We start from the raw sequence: 15710 nt of genomic DNA on the forward strand, positions 1-15710 counted from the left end.
AGTGTTAAGTTGTTGTTAAATATAATGAATGAAAATCGTAAAATCATAATCTTTTGGGTTAACATAAAAATCAAAGAATTGGTAACTTGTATCAATTTTAAAATTGAACAATGAAAGATTTAAAAAATAAAGTAGCTTATATAACTGGAGGCACTAAGGGAATAGGCTTTGCCGTAGCACAAACATTATTGGGTCAAGGCATGAAAGTGGCCATTAGCGGTAGATCTCAAGAAAGTGTAGATCAGGCGTTAAAAGATTTTAATAACGATAATGTTTTAGGAATTGTATCTAATGTAGCTAAACTTTCAGACGAAGAAAATGCCGTAGCTAAAATAACGGATAAATGGGGTCAAGTAGATGTTGTTCTAGCAAATGCCGGTGTAGGTAATTTTGCACCCATAGATGAAATGACCGAAGAACAATGGCACCAAATGATAGATGTTAACCTTAGTGGTGTTTTTCATACCCTAAAAGCATCTGTAGCGTCCCTGAAGAAAACAGAAGGATATTATATTACCCTAGCAAGTTTGGCAGGTACCAATTTCTTTGCTCAAGGTGCTGGGTATAATGCATCAAAATTTGGTGTGGTAGGCTTTACACAAGCGGCAATGCTAGATCTTAGACAGTACGGTATAAAAGTATCTACCATAATGCCGGGTTCTGTGGCAACACATTTTAACCATAATGAGCCAGGTGATAAAGATGCATGGAAAATTCAACCAGAGGACATTGGTGAATTGGTGTTAGATCTATTACAGATGAACGAAAGAACCTTACCTAGTAAAATAGAGGTAAGGCCAACAAGACCGGACAAGAAATAAGTTTAGACTTCTTTTTCAGTAAAAGGAATGTCGGCATTACAGATTTCTGTAATTAACTGACCAAGTAGCTGCTCGAAATCAGAAATGACCTCATTGGTAATAAGGTGATTTTTGGGTCCTCGGGCAGTTTCTTTTTGCGCGAACAACAACGTACCATCGGCAAAATTCTTCAAAGAAATAATACCTGCTTGAATGGTTAAGTTATCTGCAGGATGCATTTTAAAAAACATTAATCCGTAACAAAGCAATTGAAAAGCCTTGCTAAATTGATAATCTTCGGTAAGTACGTCCCAATCCATTAATTCAACATTTCGTCGTTCTACCTTACCTGTTTTGTAATCGATAATTCGGGTAACGCCATCAAATTCATCAACACGGTCTAATTTTCCTTTTAAGGTGATGGGGAAGTCCAAACCGGCAATTTCCAGGGGTACTGATAGTGACTGTTCCAGTGCAATTATTTTAATGCTATGGTCTTTAATAGCGGTTATTTCCGCATCTATAAATGTTTGAATGTACTTAAGGATGACATGAAAAGAAATATAGTTTTTACCAGAACTGATGTTCCCTTCCTTATACGTTTTTTCAAAGTTACGGGCTACCGAGGTAGTTACATTTTTACGGATATCGTTTAGAGACTCTTTGGTAAGGGTTGTGCCAACTAAAGGTGTATACAACTCTTCTAAGCTATCATGGACAATAGTACCAAAAGTATTAGGGGCAAGGGTCTCTTCAACCTGCATGACCTCATTGATATTCAATAGATTCTGCTTATAGAAATCAATTGGGTTTCTAATGTAGTTGCTCAAAGAGCTTGGCGAAAATCCTTTAGCGGCTTTTTCACGAATAAGTTGTGTAAGCGTAGTTGTCTTTGCTATCTGCTCAATTTCTTTGGCAATAGGTTGTATGGTAGGTGTGGCTATGACTTCTTTGATATCGCTTCTATTATCATCCGTTAGTAATTGGGTGATCAACCTACTACGTTCTCCACCTTCTAAAGCATCTGGCTCAGTATTATATAAGATGTATACGTTTCTGGCACGCTGTAATAATCGATAAAAGTGATAGGTGTACACCGCATCTTTTTCTTTGTAGGTGGGTAATCCGTTTTTCGTCTTTAAGTCGAACGGAATAAAGGAATTATTGGATTTTCCCGATGGTAGTACACCTTCGTTTACAGACGTGATGATAATGGTCTCAAAATCCAACAACCTACTTTCTAGCATACCCATAATCTGTATGCCTTCTATAGGATTTCCTTGAAAATCTAAGGTTTCTGAGCTTAACAACTGTTTAAAAAGGTGTTTTAGACTTTTTAAATTGTTTATGTAGGTAAAGTTATTGCAAAGATCCTTGAGCTGATTGAACAAGGTATAGAATTTATATAACTGCTCTAACAATAATGAATTCTGTTTTACCGCCTCTATGCTTCTCATAGAAGTGATTAAGGCTAGAAAGTTTTCTAAAAGTTTATTGGGGTCGTTGCTGATCTCTTCAAATAATAAAGAAACAGTGGCATGCTCAGGTAAAAGCGCATTTATTTGTCCATGGTTGATATAGGTCCAATTATTCAACTTTATTTTTGAAATTAATTGGTGGGTAGAAACCTCATTTGCATCGAATAATATGACAGTATATGAATGCGTCAAAAGATTCAATAGGTGTTTATAGAACCAGCCACGATCTGTTTTTTGTTCATGAAATTCTATGAGGTTTATAAAAAAACTTGCTAGGGTAGTAGACTCTAGCTTTTGACCCATGGTAATATTCGTTGCCGGAATATGATCCGGTATAGAATTTAATAGTGGGTTTAATAATTCTTCATTACCAAGAACAATGGCTGAGTTTTGCAATGTTTCTGGTGCGTTACCTTGAATGTGATTTAAAATATCACCTACATAATTCACCTGGGATACATTTTTGGGTACACCAATAATTTCTATGTGCTTATCAGTATTGTAGTAATTGGTTAGACCGGCAAGAGGTTTGTCTTTTAGAACATTCCATGTTTTTTGATACTGGCGGATAAAGTATCCGGCATCATGAATATTGTCTTTTAGAAAATAAGGGTCAATATCCCAATAGATAGCGGCATCTGTTTTTTCAAGAATGGTTTGTATAAGAATACTTTCGGCAGTGTTCAAGGCATTAAAGCCAAGAAAAATATGTTTCTTGCTGTTGGATTCAAGATAACCAGATAGTTGGGATACCGATGTTTTATATATAAGACCTTGATGTCCCAAACCTTTTTGTATGAGGTTATTATTGAATTTGGTATATATTTCTTCAAGATGGCGCCAAAAATGAAGGTAATTTTCGATCATTTCAGATTTGTCACTGTTCAATGACCAATGATTTACCTCTTGTATAGCGGCAACATTTTGATACAGACCAGTGGCATCTACTAAGTAGCGATCCACTTCATTAAAATCTTGTAATAGTATCTGTCCCCATTTCAAAAAAGAATCAAAAGATTCTTTGTCATAGTCACCAACGCTCAAGTAAGCATTATACAGTTCAAATAACTGGGTAGTAGTATTGGCTGTTACCAGGTTGGATACTTTTTCAATGAAGTCTTCAATACTGTAAATTTCAGGAGCAAGTATGGTTTTGGTCAATGATTTGGATAGTGCTTTCTTAAGAAAGACACCAGCCCGTTTACTGGGTAAGATAAAAATGGTATTGGCAATGTTAGAATTGTGTTTTAAAACATCCTGTACTACATCTTGTATAAAGCTCTGCATGATGTAAAAATAAAAAAGCTCCGCAATATTGCGGAGCTTTTATTTTATTAAAACACTTAGGTATGTTTTTTACTTATTTTACTAAGTTGATTTCTACCCTTCTGTTTTGAGTTCTACCAGCTCTAGTGTTGTTTGTTGCGATAGGCTTAGACTCACCGTAACCAACTGCAGATAATCTGAACTCTTCTATTCCTTTGTCAACTAAGAATTCTTTTACAGAAAGAGCTCTTGACTCAGAAAGACTTTGGTTTAATTTTTCGCTACCTACGCTATCAGTGTGACCTTCAACTGTAAATTTAGCGTTAGGGTATTCTTTAAGGATAGTGATAATGTCAACCATTACTGAAGTAGACTCAGCTTTGATAGAAGATTTACCAGTATCAAATAAGATAGTTCTAGCGTAATCGTTCAATTGCTTTTGAACTTCTTCAGTTACTTCAGGACAACCAGCGTTAGCTACAGTACCAGCAACTTCAGGACATTGATCGTCTTTGTCCAATACACCGTCACCGTCAGTATCAGGCCATGGGCAACCTTTGTTCTCAGCAGGACCTGCTTCAGAAGGACAAGCATCATCTTTATCAGCAACACCGTCACCGTCAGCATCTGGACAACCAGCTAAAGCAGCAACACCAGCTTCGTTAGGACAAGCGTCATCTTTGTCAGCAACACCGTCACCGTCAGCATCAGGACATCCGTTCATTTCTTTAGAACCAGCTTCGTTAGGACAAGCATCTTTGCTGTCTTCTATACCGTCACCGTCAGAATCTGGACAACCGTTGAATGCTTCAAGACCAGCAACTTCTGGACAAGCATCATCTTTATCGTAGATACCGTCACCGTCAGTGTCAGTACCACCAAACTTAACTGAGATACCAGCTAAATGTTGGAAATGAGGAGCTAAGTAATCTTCGAAAGCATGCTTATAAGAAGATTGTAAAGTAAGACCTAAGTTCTCAGAGAACCAGATGTTAAGACCAACACCACCGTTTGCAGTACCAGCACCGATTTCATCGATCCAAGTATAACCACCACCTATTTCGATGAATGGGTCAAGAACAGTTTGTCTTTTTATGATATCATATTTAATTGTACCATCTATAGCGTAGTGAGATAGATCGTCAACACTAACGTCACCTAATTTGCTAATTTTGTTAAGAGAACCTCTAGCTCCAACAGAGAAACCATCTCCTATAGATTTAGATACTCCTACATAAGAAATAGAAGGTAAGATATTCCAGTGATCGTTTGCATTGAAGAATTCATTACCGAAAGAACTTACATCCGAAGTTGGATATACGTCAATGGCATTAACCCCAAATTGCACTTGCCAAGGGTTATTCTCGTCTTGCGCTTGTATGTTGTTGATACCTACAACAAGTAGTACAACAACCAATAATTTGCTAAGATGTTTCATGTTCAAATTTTTAAGTTTAAGTGTTTATTAGCTGCAAATGTAACTTGTTAAATATTATTAACAAAATCAATTTCCTATTTTTTTTAATGCATTTAATAGATTAAATGGTGCATTTAAACGATTTTTAATTCCTTGCCTACCTCTGTGAATGCGGTAATGGCAGCGTCTAAATGCTCTTTTGAATGCGCGGCTGAAAGTTGTACCCTAATACGAGCTTTGTCTTTTGGAACAACAGGGTAGAAAAACCCGATAACATAAATGCCTTTTTCCAAAAGTTTATTTGCCATTTCTTGAGATAGTTTGGCATCATATAACATTACCGGTACAATGGCAGAATCGCCATCAACAATGTCGAAACCAGCCGCTATCATGCCTTTTTTGAAGTATGCAGTATTTTCTTGCAACTTATCTCTTAAAGAAGTGTCGTTCTCCAACATATCAAATACCTTTATAGAGGCACCTACAATGGCGGGTGCCAAGGAATTTGAAAATAGGTAAGGTCTAGAGCGTTGTCTCAATAACGTAATGATTTCCTTTTTTCCTGTAGTATAACCGCCCATGGCACCACCTAAGGCTTTGCCCAGCGTGCCGGTTATAATATCAATTCTACCCATTACCCCTTTTTCTTCTAAGGTACCTTTTCCTTTTTCGCCTATAAAACCGGCTGCATGGCATTCGTCTATCATCACCAGGGCATCGTACTTATCGGCTAGATCACATATTTGGTCCAGCGGGGCAACAATGCCATCCATGGAGAATACACCGTCCGTAACAATGATCTTAAAACGTGCCCCGTCTTCGTTTGCCTTAATAAGTTGTGCTTCTAGATCTGCCATATCACTATTGGCATATCTATAACGTTTTGCTTTACATAAACGAACACCATCTATGATTGAGGCATGGTTCAACGAATCTGATATGATGGCATCTTCTGCGGTAAGCAAAGGTTCAAATACGCCACCGTTGGCATCAAATGCAGCGGCATACAAAATAGTGTCTTCGGTACCATAGAAATGAGCTATTTTTTGCTCCAATTCTTTATGGATATCTTGTGTACCGCAAATGAACCTTACAGATGACATACCAAAGCCATGGGTATCCATAGCGTCTTTTGCCGCTTGTATAACCTCTGGATGTGATGATAAACCTAAATAGTTATTGGCGCAAAAATTAATGACCTCTTGCCCGGTATTTATTTTAATGACGGCATCTTGTGGAGAAACAATAATTCTTTCCTCTTTAAAAAGTCCGTCCTTTTTAATCGTTTCAATTTCTTGCTGTAAATGTTCTTTGATTTTTCCGTACATATTCCTTCTATATATAATCTAGTTCTATTTCAGTATTAATATACACAATGATTTTGTGATCAATGGTGTAGCCCATATTTGAAAAACTTTGGGCATAGGCGTTCACCTGTTGGTGATAGTACTTATTGCGTTCACCGGTTTTATAATCTATAATGGTTGCATGGTTATCTTTAAGCACAACCCTATCTGGTCTTTGGGTAGAACCGTCTGCCATTAAAAGATCTCTTTCGTTCAGCACCTCAAAATCTTGAGTGTAAAATTGCGATAAATCTTTATGATAGATGACCTTTTTTACAACTTCCTTTATCTCATTGACTTCTTGTTCCTTGATCAGACCTTTTTGTAATGCCAGTTGCATGGCTCTTTCCAGGTCTTTTGCGGTATGGATGGCACCCAGTATAAAATGTATAACATTACCTTGATTAATGGCAATATCTAAACCTTCATCCCAAAGGGTTCCTGCCAGTGCCAGTATTTTAAAATCTTCCCTGTCTTTATTGGTATATATATAAGGTATGGTCAGAGGATCGTTATCCAGATCTTTTTTGGCTTGATTAAGTGGGAACTCACCAAAATGGTAATCTAATTTATCTTGTTGGTACGCACCAATACTTTTTAGGAAATGAATGAATAGCCCAGAGTAGTAATTGGTATTGTGTTCCCCTTTCTTATCAAGTTTGTTTTCGCTAATTATGAAAAGTGCCTTTACGGCTCTGGTTAAAACAACATATAAAAGGTTGAACGCATCTAGCTGTAATTTTTGGTGATCAAGGGAATACAACAAGGCTTCGGTTTCTCCGTATTCTTGAACTTCCTGTTTCTTATTGATCAGTATTTCAGAAAAGCCAAGAAACTCATCTTTATCAACCGGCAGCCATAATTTAGGGTCTATTTCTTCAAATATGTTTGAATTTGCATAGGGGAAAATGACCACTGGAAACTCCAGACCTTTAGATTTGTGAATGGTCATTATCTGTACAGATTCAATATTTTCTGGTGTGCTAATGCTTGCCGAATGTCCTTTTTTGTCCCAGTAATCTAAAAAAGACTGCATATCTGAGCCAAATTTCTGCTCTACATCAAAAACAAGATCCATAAAAGCAGTCAAGTGAGCATCTGAAGTAGGTATAAGGTCAAAGGTTTTAATGGCATATGACAATCCATCATAAACAGATGTTTGTCGTAATCTAGAAGAATCAAAGCCGTAAACGTTTAGGAAATGGTTGTTTAGATTATCTAGGTTCTCATAAATATAAGCGTGTTTGTCAGCTTTGTTTTCAGAAAGGAAATGAAGTAATTCATATTGAATTTCCAATTCCGTGGGTTGTACCAAGTGCCTAATTAGCTGTACAAGAAAAATAACCTTTTTGCTCTCGCTCAACAATAAAGAGTCTGAGGAAACTACCGGTATATTATGCTGCATCAACTGATCTGCAAGCAATAGACCGTGTTTCTTTTTTCTGATAATAATGCAGATGTCACTATAGGTATAACCTTGTGCTATACATTTTTGAATGGTCGCTAAAGTGGTTTCGGCATAAAGCTCATCGTCATCCTCTTCCAAAAGAGATATATGAACATAGCCACCTTCTTTATGGTTGATTTCCTGTTGGTTGCCTATTTTAAAAAATTCTTGATAAACCTCATTTTCCAAAAAAGGACTCACACTTTGAAAGAAGTTGTTGTTGAAGTTAATGACTTCCGCGTAACTTCTATAATTCTTTGGTAATGTAACCAAATCAGATGGTACGGTAAAAGGGTGTGTTTTATGGGTCGCCAATTCTAAAAATTGTTCGGCCTTACCGCCACGCCATCTGTAGATGGCTTGTTTGGGATCACCCACAAGAAATAGAGAACCCGTATTGCCTAACTCATCTTGGCCTTCCATGGCATTCCCTATAAGAGGAATAAGGTTTTCCCATTGCATTTGCGAGGTATCTTGAAATTCATCAATAAAATAATGGCGGTATTTTTCTCCCAAGCGTTCATAAATAAAAGGGGCAGGTTGATCCTTTACTTCCTTTGCAATTAATGTGTTGAATTCAGATATGGATAACTGATCCTTTTCTTCTTGAATGATTTTTAATTCTTTTTGAATAGCGTTCAAGAGCGCAAAAGGAACAATGTTTCTGTTAATATTGGCAAACAGCCCTCTTTTGTAAATAAGTTGCTTTATAGTTTGATAATAAACTAAAAGTTGAGGTGCTAAATCAATAGGGGCATTTTTTACCGTGGCTTTTAGAATTTTACCTTCAATTAAATTGTCTTCTAGTTTATTGTTGTAAAGTTGAGTTGGTAAATAGTTGCCGGCAACTATTTTTTTAAAATGATTGGGTAAGGTTTCCCTTGGAAAATCTTTAAAATCCAATCCGGCATTGGTAATGAGTTCAAGACAAGCGGTTGCAAGTTCCTCAACTTTTTTTTCTATATCCTTAGTTTGTTTTTTAAGGTGATTTTGAAGTTTTAAAAAATCACCTAGCTCAATAGCATTTAAGCTCTTTAAATGTGCAGCATTGTTTTCGTCGAAAATTAATTTTCCGATTTTTAAAAGGTCAAAACCAATGTCCCAACTTCTATCGTCCTCTATTTTTTCTAGTGCAAAATCTAAAAGAACCTTGGTAAATTCAGGATCTTCACCAGCTTTGCCTATGACGCGCTCTACGGCTTCTTGTAAAAGCAGGTCCACATCTAGAACCACTTCAAAATTTTGAGGGATCTTTAAATCCTTGGCGAATGTTCTAATAAGCCTATGGGTAAACTTATCTATGGTAGAAATATCAAAGAAAGCATAGTTGTGCAAAATTTGCTTTAAACGCAGTTTGCTCAAAGCGGGCAATTCCTCAAAAGTATAATCGGTCTCATTCAGTATATCTTTGAACAATGGTGCTGCATGGTCCATAGAAGTCGTTTTTGAAAACTCAAAAAGACTGTTAAGAATACGATGTTTCATTTCATTTACCGCCTTATTGGTAAAAGTGATCGCTAATATTTTTCTGAAATTTTGAGGAGAAGCCAGTATAATCTTCAAGTACACCTTGGCAAGCGCATACGTTTTGCCTGATCCGGCAGAAGCATTATATATGGTAAACGGATAATTAGACACTGATTTTTACTGCAAATTAAGGATTACTGTACAGTTCTTAACAAATTATTACGTGAATATAAATGTTAAAATCCGTAACTTTGAAATACAATTAATATAAATCTAAAAACACATAAATTATGGCTTTTGAATTACCAAAATTGCCTTACGCTTATGATGCTCTTGAGCCTCATATTGATGCAAGGACGATGGAAATACATCATACAAAACATCATAACGGATATACAACTAAGTTAAATGCCGCTATTGAAGGTACAGATCTAGAAGGAAAATCTATTGAAGATATCTTAACAGGTTTGGATATGAGTAATGGTGCAGTTAGAAACAACGGAGGTGGTTTTTATAACCACTCATTATTCTGGACTATATTATCACCAAACGGTGGTGGTAAGCCTAGTGGAGAATTAGCATCTGCTATTGATAGTGCTTTTGGTTCTTTTGAAGAGTTTAAAAGCAAGTTTACTGCTGCTGCAGGTACTAGATTTGGTTCTGGTTGGGCATGGTTATGTGTTCATGAAGGTGGTAAAGTAGAAGTTTGTTCTACACCAAATCAAGACAATCCGTTAATGCCAGGAGTAGAATGTGGTGGGCAACCTATCTTAGGATTAGATGTATGGGAGCATGCATATTACCTAAATTATCAAAATAAGAGACCAGATTATATTGAAGCGTTTTTTAATATTATCAACTGGGATGAGGTATCTAAACTTTATGCTAGTAACAAATAAGGAAAAGGTAAAGTAAATCCTAACTAACTTGTAGGAAACCACTTGTGAAAATTTCATAGGTGGTTTTTTTGTTTTTAAAATAGAAAAGGGCGGAGAAGTCTCCACCCTTTTCGTCCCAAATCTTACCATAAACTTAACCTACTTATGCTATGGCGATACTAAATTACTGGTATTGAGTAAATAAAAAAAGGAATTTTAAGAAAAAAATTCACTTTTATTTATGTCGTGTTATATTTCTCTTAGTGAATTATGATAGATAACAGCCTGAAAGTAAACTAGGTTGCATTAAAATAAAAAGACGGAGCATAGCCCCGTCTTTTCCCCAAATCTTACCATGAACTTAACCTACTTATGCTATGGTTCTGTAAATATAAATGATGTTACTGTGGTTGGGCAAGCTAATCGATGTACGTCGTAAACCTAGGTTGTACTACTATTTTAGATGAAAATGATACTTAGGTAACGAGAGCTTTGATGAAATAGGTTCAAAAATAAAAAGACGGAGCATTGCTCCGCCTTTTTCCCCAAATCTTACCATGAACTTAACCTACTTATGCTATGGTTCTGTAAATGTAATATGCTTAACTACAATTGAAAATAGTACTAGTTAAACGTACCGTTAAAACGTTAAAGGGGGCTTTGTGAAGAATTGGATTACAAAATAACAATCTGTAATCTGTATAAAATAAAAAAGGCGGAGAAGTCTCCACCTTTTTTGCCCCAAATCTTACCATGAACTTAACCTACTTATGCTATGGTAGCTTTAAAAGTAAACAGGGTTAAGTCAAAACGACTATTCAGTCGTTAAAATGCTATATTCGTCGATGAAATACATAAAAAGTGTGCATTTCATCGAATTATTATTTAATAAGCGCGTTCATTGTTTCCTTCGTAGAAGTTGATGAACGCTCTATTTACAACTCTATTTCCACCAGGCGTTGGGTAGTTGCCGGTAAAATACCAATCACCTAAATTCTTAGGGCAAGCCTCATGTAAGCTAGATATGGTTTGGTATATTATGGAAACTTCTGCATTGATATCATCTGGACTCAACAGCTCTCCGATCTTTTTAGAAATTTCTTTTGCAGTGAATGGAGCATAGAAATCCTTTACATAGTTAATGACATCTTGATCACGGCTCTCTACTTGTGTTAAGCATTTTTTATAAATTTCCTCTACAATATGCATGGAGTTGTTGTCCTCGTGCAACGCCAAGGCTGCTTTAAAGGCAATAAAATCTTCAAGCTTTGCCATATCTATACCATAACAATCTGGGTAGCGGATTTGTGGTGCAGATGATACAACTATTATTTTCTTTGGAGATAACCTGTCCAAAATTCTAAGAATACTCTTTTTCAAGGTAGTACCCCTTACAATACTATCATCTATAATAACAAGGTTGTCTCCTTTTTTTACAGAACCATAAGAAATGTCATATACATGTGCCACTAGGTCATCTCTACTGCTATCTTGCGTAATAAAGGTTCTTAGCTTGGCGTCTTTAATGGCTACTTTTTCAATTCTTGGACGAACCTCTAGTATTTCATGAAGTTGCTCGCCGGTAATTGCAGGTCCTAATGCAAGTATTTGTTCTTCTTTTTTCTGGTTCAAATAGTTTTGAGCCTCTTTTACCATACCGTAAAAAGAAGTTTCTGCAGTATTCGGTATATAGGAGAAGACAGTGTTTTTGATATCTTCATTTATAGATTCCAATATCTGTGGAAATACCAATTTACCTAAAGCTTTACGTTCTTGATAAATCTCCTTATCGCTACCTCTAGAAAAGTAAATACGTTCAAAAGAACATGCTTTACGTTCTTTAGGTTCCTGAATTTGGTGAATGACGCTAGTACCGTTCTTTTTAATGATAATGGCGGCACCAGGGTCAAGTTCTTTTACCTCGTCATAAGGTACGTTGAATACCGTTTGTATAGCAGGTCTTTCTGAGGCAACTACAACAACTTCATCATCCCTGTAATAATAAGCCGGTCTAATACCACTAGGATCCCGTAAGACAAAAGCATCACCATGGCCTAACAAACCTGCCATGGCATAACCACCATCAAAATTCTTGGCGGCTCTTTTTAATATCTTGTACACCTTTAAACGTTCTGCAATAATAGGCGAAGCTTGTTGTTTGGTGTATCCTTCTTTTTTTATCTGCTTATATAGTTTAGCAACGGCATCATCAAGAAAATGACCTATTTTTTCCATTACCGTAACGGTATCTGCCATCTCTTTAGGATGCTGGCCAAGTTGAACCAGGTTGTCAAAAAGCTCATGAACATTGGTCATATTAAAATTACCGGCAACAATTAAGTTACGGTGCATCCAGTTGTTCTGTCTTAAGAAAGGATGAACACTCTCAATGCTGTTTTTGCCAAAGGTACCGTAACGCACATGACCTAAAAGGAGTTCACCTATATAAGGTATATTCTTTTTTTGCAAGGCAACATTATGCTCATACTCCGGATGCTCTTTCATCTCGGTATTGATACGCTCATTTATTTGTGCAAAAATGTCCTGTATAGGCTGTTGCTGGCAAGAACGAACACGGCTCATGTAACGTTCACCTGCCTTAACATCTAATTTAATGCTGGCAAAACCTGCACCGTCTTGACCACGGTTATGTTGTTTTTCCATCATTAAGTACATTTTATTTACACCATAAAATGCTGTTCCATACTTTTCCTTGTAATACTCTAAAGGTTTTAATAACCGTATTACAGATATACCACACTCATGCTTAATTGCGTCACTCATTGTTTTTGGTATTAAAAAAACCCCAAAATATTTTGGGGCTAGGGGATTATTGTAATTCTATGTCAAACTGGGTCAATTTCTTAAACTGATGCAGTCTTTCTCTAATTTCTTTTCGGTCTAACTGTAACATTCTTTCCGCTCCAAATTTCTCTACACTAAAGGATGCCAGATTAGAACCGTGTATAATTGCCTTCTTCATATTCTCAAAAGAGCTATCTCCGCTTGCTGCCAAATAGCCTGAAAAACCACCGGCAAAGGTATCTCCGGCACCAGTAGGATCAAATACTTCTTCTAAAGGTAGCGCCGGTGCAAAAAAGATCTGATCTTCATTGAACAAAAGTGCGCCATGCTCTCCTTTTTTGATCACTACATACTTAGGCCCCATGGTAAAAATCTTTTGCGCTGCCTTAACAAGTGAATATTCACCGGTTAATTGTCTGGCCTCTTCATCATTAATAGTTATTACATCTATATGTTTAATAACGTTCATTAAATCATCTAAAGCATTGTCCATCCAAAAATTCATGGTATCCAATACTATTAACTTTGGTCGCTTTTTCATCTGGTTGATTACACCCATTTGAACAATTGGGTGAAGATTACCAAGCATAACCACATCTGCATCATTATAACTTTCCGGTACAACAGGATTAAAGTCCTCTAAAGTATTTAACTCCGTTACTAAGGTGTCTCTGGTATTTAGGTCGTTGTGGTATTTTCCTTTCCAGTAAAAGGTTTTACCGCCTTCAACAATTTCCAAGGCAGAAATGTCAATACCGCGATCGGTTAAAAGGTCTAAATATTCTTTAGGCATGTCATCACCTACAATAGAAATGATAGCAGAATCAACATCAAATTGAGATGCCGCTAAGCCAATATAGGTAGCTGCGCCGCCCAATATTTTATCCGTTTTACCAAAAGGAGTTTCTATTGCATCAAAAGCGACAGTACCTACTATTAAAAGCTTGCCCATAAATGTGAAAAAATTTAAGCTGCAAATATACGATTTTGATAAGCTAATTAAAACGGTTTATGGAATACAAATTGTAATAGTTATCAAAGGCGAATTGTTGATATAAATTGCCATTTATTTCCTACCGAAATCTGCAGGAATTTCTCCCCATGCTTTCGTTTCCCATTTGACGATAACGGTTTTGTATTCATTCTTGTTCAGCCAATCTACCGCTCTATCAATAAATTCAAAAAGTGTTTTGTTCTTTGCGTTAGGAGTAAGTTTGGTGTTGCACTTTTTTTTACGCACCCAGCTCATGGCCGTTCTAGAATCTGTATAAATGATACGGGCGCTATTATGTTTTTTCAGAAAAGCTAAACCATGGACAATGGCTAAAAATTCACCAATATTATTGGTTCCATTAGGAAAAGGACCTTGTTTAAATAATTTTTTACCAGTTTTGGTATCAACCCCTTGGTATTCCATAATACCGGGATTGCCGCTAGAAGCAGCATCAACAGAAATGGAATGATAATTTGGTAGCCCAATTCTTTCTAATTCTGCTTTGGATAAAGTAGGTGCAGTTTTTTTCTTTCCCTTGAAATCTGCGTAAGTGCCATTAAATGCCTTTTTGGCTACCTCAAAAGATTCAAATGATTTGTATTCGGCACCGGCATGGCCGTCAATGGATTTTTTACATTCTTTCCATGTTTCATAAATACCCGGCTTTTTACCTTTCCAAACAACATAGAACTTTTTCTTTTTGCCCATTACTGCTTAGATAATAATTCGTCTATGACCTTTGGAAAAAATTCATATTCCAACAGATGTACTTTTGATGCGATATCCTCGGGCGAATCTTTTGGGTTCACTACAGTTTTTACCTGTTGTATAATAGCGCCCTCATCATAATGTGCATTAACGAAATGAATGGTAATACCGGTTTCCGCCTCTTTAGCCTCTTTTACGGCATTATGAACATGCATACCGTACATACCTTTACCGCCGTATTTTGGTAGTAGGGCAGGATGTATGTTTATAATTTTATTGGGGAAGGCATTGGTAATGGCTTCGGGTATTTTCCATAGAAAGCCGGCCAACACTATTAGGTCCGGTTCTAGTGATTGTAGCATATCTAGAATAAAATTACTCTTTGAAAATGCTTGCCTATTAAAAAACAAGGCGTTGATTCCAAGTCTGTTACAACGCTCAATGACTTTGGCATCGCTTTTGTTAGTAAGTACGCAGCATATAGTAACATCTTTGCGAATCTTAAAATAATTGGCAATGTTTTCAACATTAGATCCGGAACCTGAGGCAAATAGTATAATTTTCTTGGTTTTCAATAGAAAGGGTCTTTATAAGATAACGAACAATGAAATTAAGTTTGGCAAATAAAGCAAATTTAAAGCTTGTCAGAATTTAGAAAAAAAACGATTAAATAGAATAGTTCTAATACCTCACTACTTTTCAATACCTTTAATCAACGTTACCGAAACAAAATATTAATACGGTAAAATTACAGCACATGTCTTTAATTTTATTAAATTACCATACATTTTAACGACAATTAGTGTAATTAAACCAAAGTTTTTTATTTTTGCCTTCAATTTAAATTTTTAAAACAAATATTATTATGTCAGACATTGCATCAAGAGTTAAAGCTATCATCGTTGATAAATTAGGAGTTGATGAGAACGAAGTGGTAACCGAGGCTAGCTTTACTAACGATTTAGGCGCAGATTCATTAGACACGGTAGAGTTGATAATGGAGTTCGAAAAAGAATTTGATATTCAAATTCCAGACGATCAAGCTGAGAATATCGCAACTGTTGGTCAAGCCATCAGCTATATAGAAGAAGCTAAGTAAAACAT

Annotated in this window: 11 protein-coding genes; 3 read left to right on the plus strand and 8 right to left on the minus strand. The window is 36.3% G+C overall.

The annotated features are described in order from the left end of the window. Nucleotides 1–110: 110 nt before the first annotated feature. On the plus strand, nucleotides 111–821 hold the full coding sequence (locus I600_RS11800) for an SDR family oxidoreductase (protein ID WP_058104730.1): 711 nt from the start codon (nucleotides 111–113) through the stop codon (nucleotides 819–821). A 2-nt stretch (nucleotides 822–823) separates the two neighbouring features. On the opposite strand, the gene I600_RS11805 is transcribed toward I600_RS11800, so the two are convergent. The 4 genes from I600_RS11805 to I600_RS11820 form a co-directional block, all read right to left on the minus strand. Continuing rightward, the gene (locus I600_RS11805; RefSeq protein WP_058104731.1) at nucleotides 824–3565 is read right to left on the minus strand and encodes a PD-(D/E)XK nuclease family protein; all 2742 of its coding nucleotides are present in this window, start codon (nucleotides 3563–3565) and stop codon (nucleotides 824–826) included. Nucleotides 3566–3638: 73 nt separating this feature from the next. Beyond that, on the minus strand, nucleotides 3639–4982 hold the full coding sequence (locus I600_RS11810; protein ID WP_058104732.1) for an OmpA family protein: 1344 nt from the start codon (nucleotides 4980–4982) through the stop codon (nucleotides 3639–3641). A gap of 113 nt (nucleotides 4983–5095) precedes the next feature. Then, a complete protein-coding gene (gene kbl, locus I600_RS11815) occupies nucleotides 5096–6289 on the minus strand; it encodes a glycine C-acetyltransferase (protein ID WP_058104733.1) in 1194 nt (397 codons plus the stop codon). Between the two features lie 7 nt (nucleotides 6290–6296). After that, nucleotides 6297–9392 carry a UvrD-helicase domain-containing protein gene (locus tag I600_RS11820; protein WP_058104734.1) on the minus strand — a complete coding sequence of 1032 codons (3096 nt, stop codon included), beginning with the start codon at nucleotides 9390–9392 and terminating at the stop codon, nucleotides 6297–6299. Between the two features lie 119 nt (nucleotides 9393–9511). Between I600_RS11820 and I600_RS11825 the strand changes: the two genes are divergently transcribed. Further along, the gene (locus I600_RS11825) at nucleotides 9512–10120 is read left to right on the plus strand and encodes a superoxide dismutase (protein ID WP_058104735.1); all 609 of its coding nucleotides are present in this window, start codon (nucleotides 9512–9514) and stop codon (nucleotides 10118–10120) included. An 864-nt stretch (nucleotides 10121–10984) separates the two neighbouring features. Here I600_RS11825 and I600_RS11830 read toward each other — a convergent pair. The 4 genes from I600_RS11830 to purN form a co-directional block, all read right to left on the minus strand. Continuing rightward, complete coding sequence (locus I600_RS11830; protein ID WP_058104736.1) at nucleotides 10985–12883, minus strand: amidophosphoribosyltransferase; 1899 nt, start codon at nucleotides 12881–12883, stop codon at nucleotides 10985–10987. A 46-nt stretch (nucleotides 12884–12929) separates the two neighbouring features. Further along, nucleotides 12930–13856 carry a PfkB family carbohydrate kinase gene (locus tag I600_RS11835; RefSeq protein ID WP_058104737.1) on the minus strand — a complete coding sequence of 309 codons (927 nt, stop codon included), beginning with the start codon at nucleotides 13854–13856 and terminating at the stop codon, nucleotides 12930–12932. 114 nt (nucleotides 13857–13970) lie between these two features. Further along, nucleotides 13971–14606, minus strand: coding sequence for a ribonuclease H1 domain-containing protein (locus I600_RS11840; protein ID WP_058104738.1), 636 nt, complete (start codon nucleotides 14604–14606; stop codon nucleotides 13971–13973). After that, nucleotides 14606–15181, minus strand: a complete 576-nt coding sequence (gene purN, locus I600_RS11845; protein ID WP_058104739.1) for a phosphoribosylglycinamide formyltransferase — start codon at nucleotides 15179–15181, stop codon at nucleotides 14606–14608. Before purN ends, I600_RS11840 begins: the two co-directional genes overlap by 1 nt. A 290-nt stretch (nucleotides 15182–15471) precedes the next feature. Here purN and I600_RS11850 point away from each other — a divergent pair, with 290 nt between their 5' ends. After that, nucleotides 15472–15705 carry an acyl carrier protein gene (locus I600_RS11850; RefSeq protein ID WP_008269813.1) on the plus strand — a complete coding sequence of 78 codons (234 nt, stop codon included), beginning with the start codon at nucleotides 15472–15474 and terminating at the stop codon, nucleotides 15703–15705. Nucleotides 15706–15710: the final 5 nt, after the last annotated feature.

The sequence above is a fragment of the Maribacter dokdonensis DSW-8 genome, assembly GCF_001447995.1.
In the GTDB taxonomy this organism is placed as follows: domain Bacteria; phylum Bacteroidota; class Bacteroidia; order Flavobacteriales; family Flavobacteriaceae; genus Maribacter; species Maribacter dokdonensis.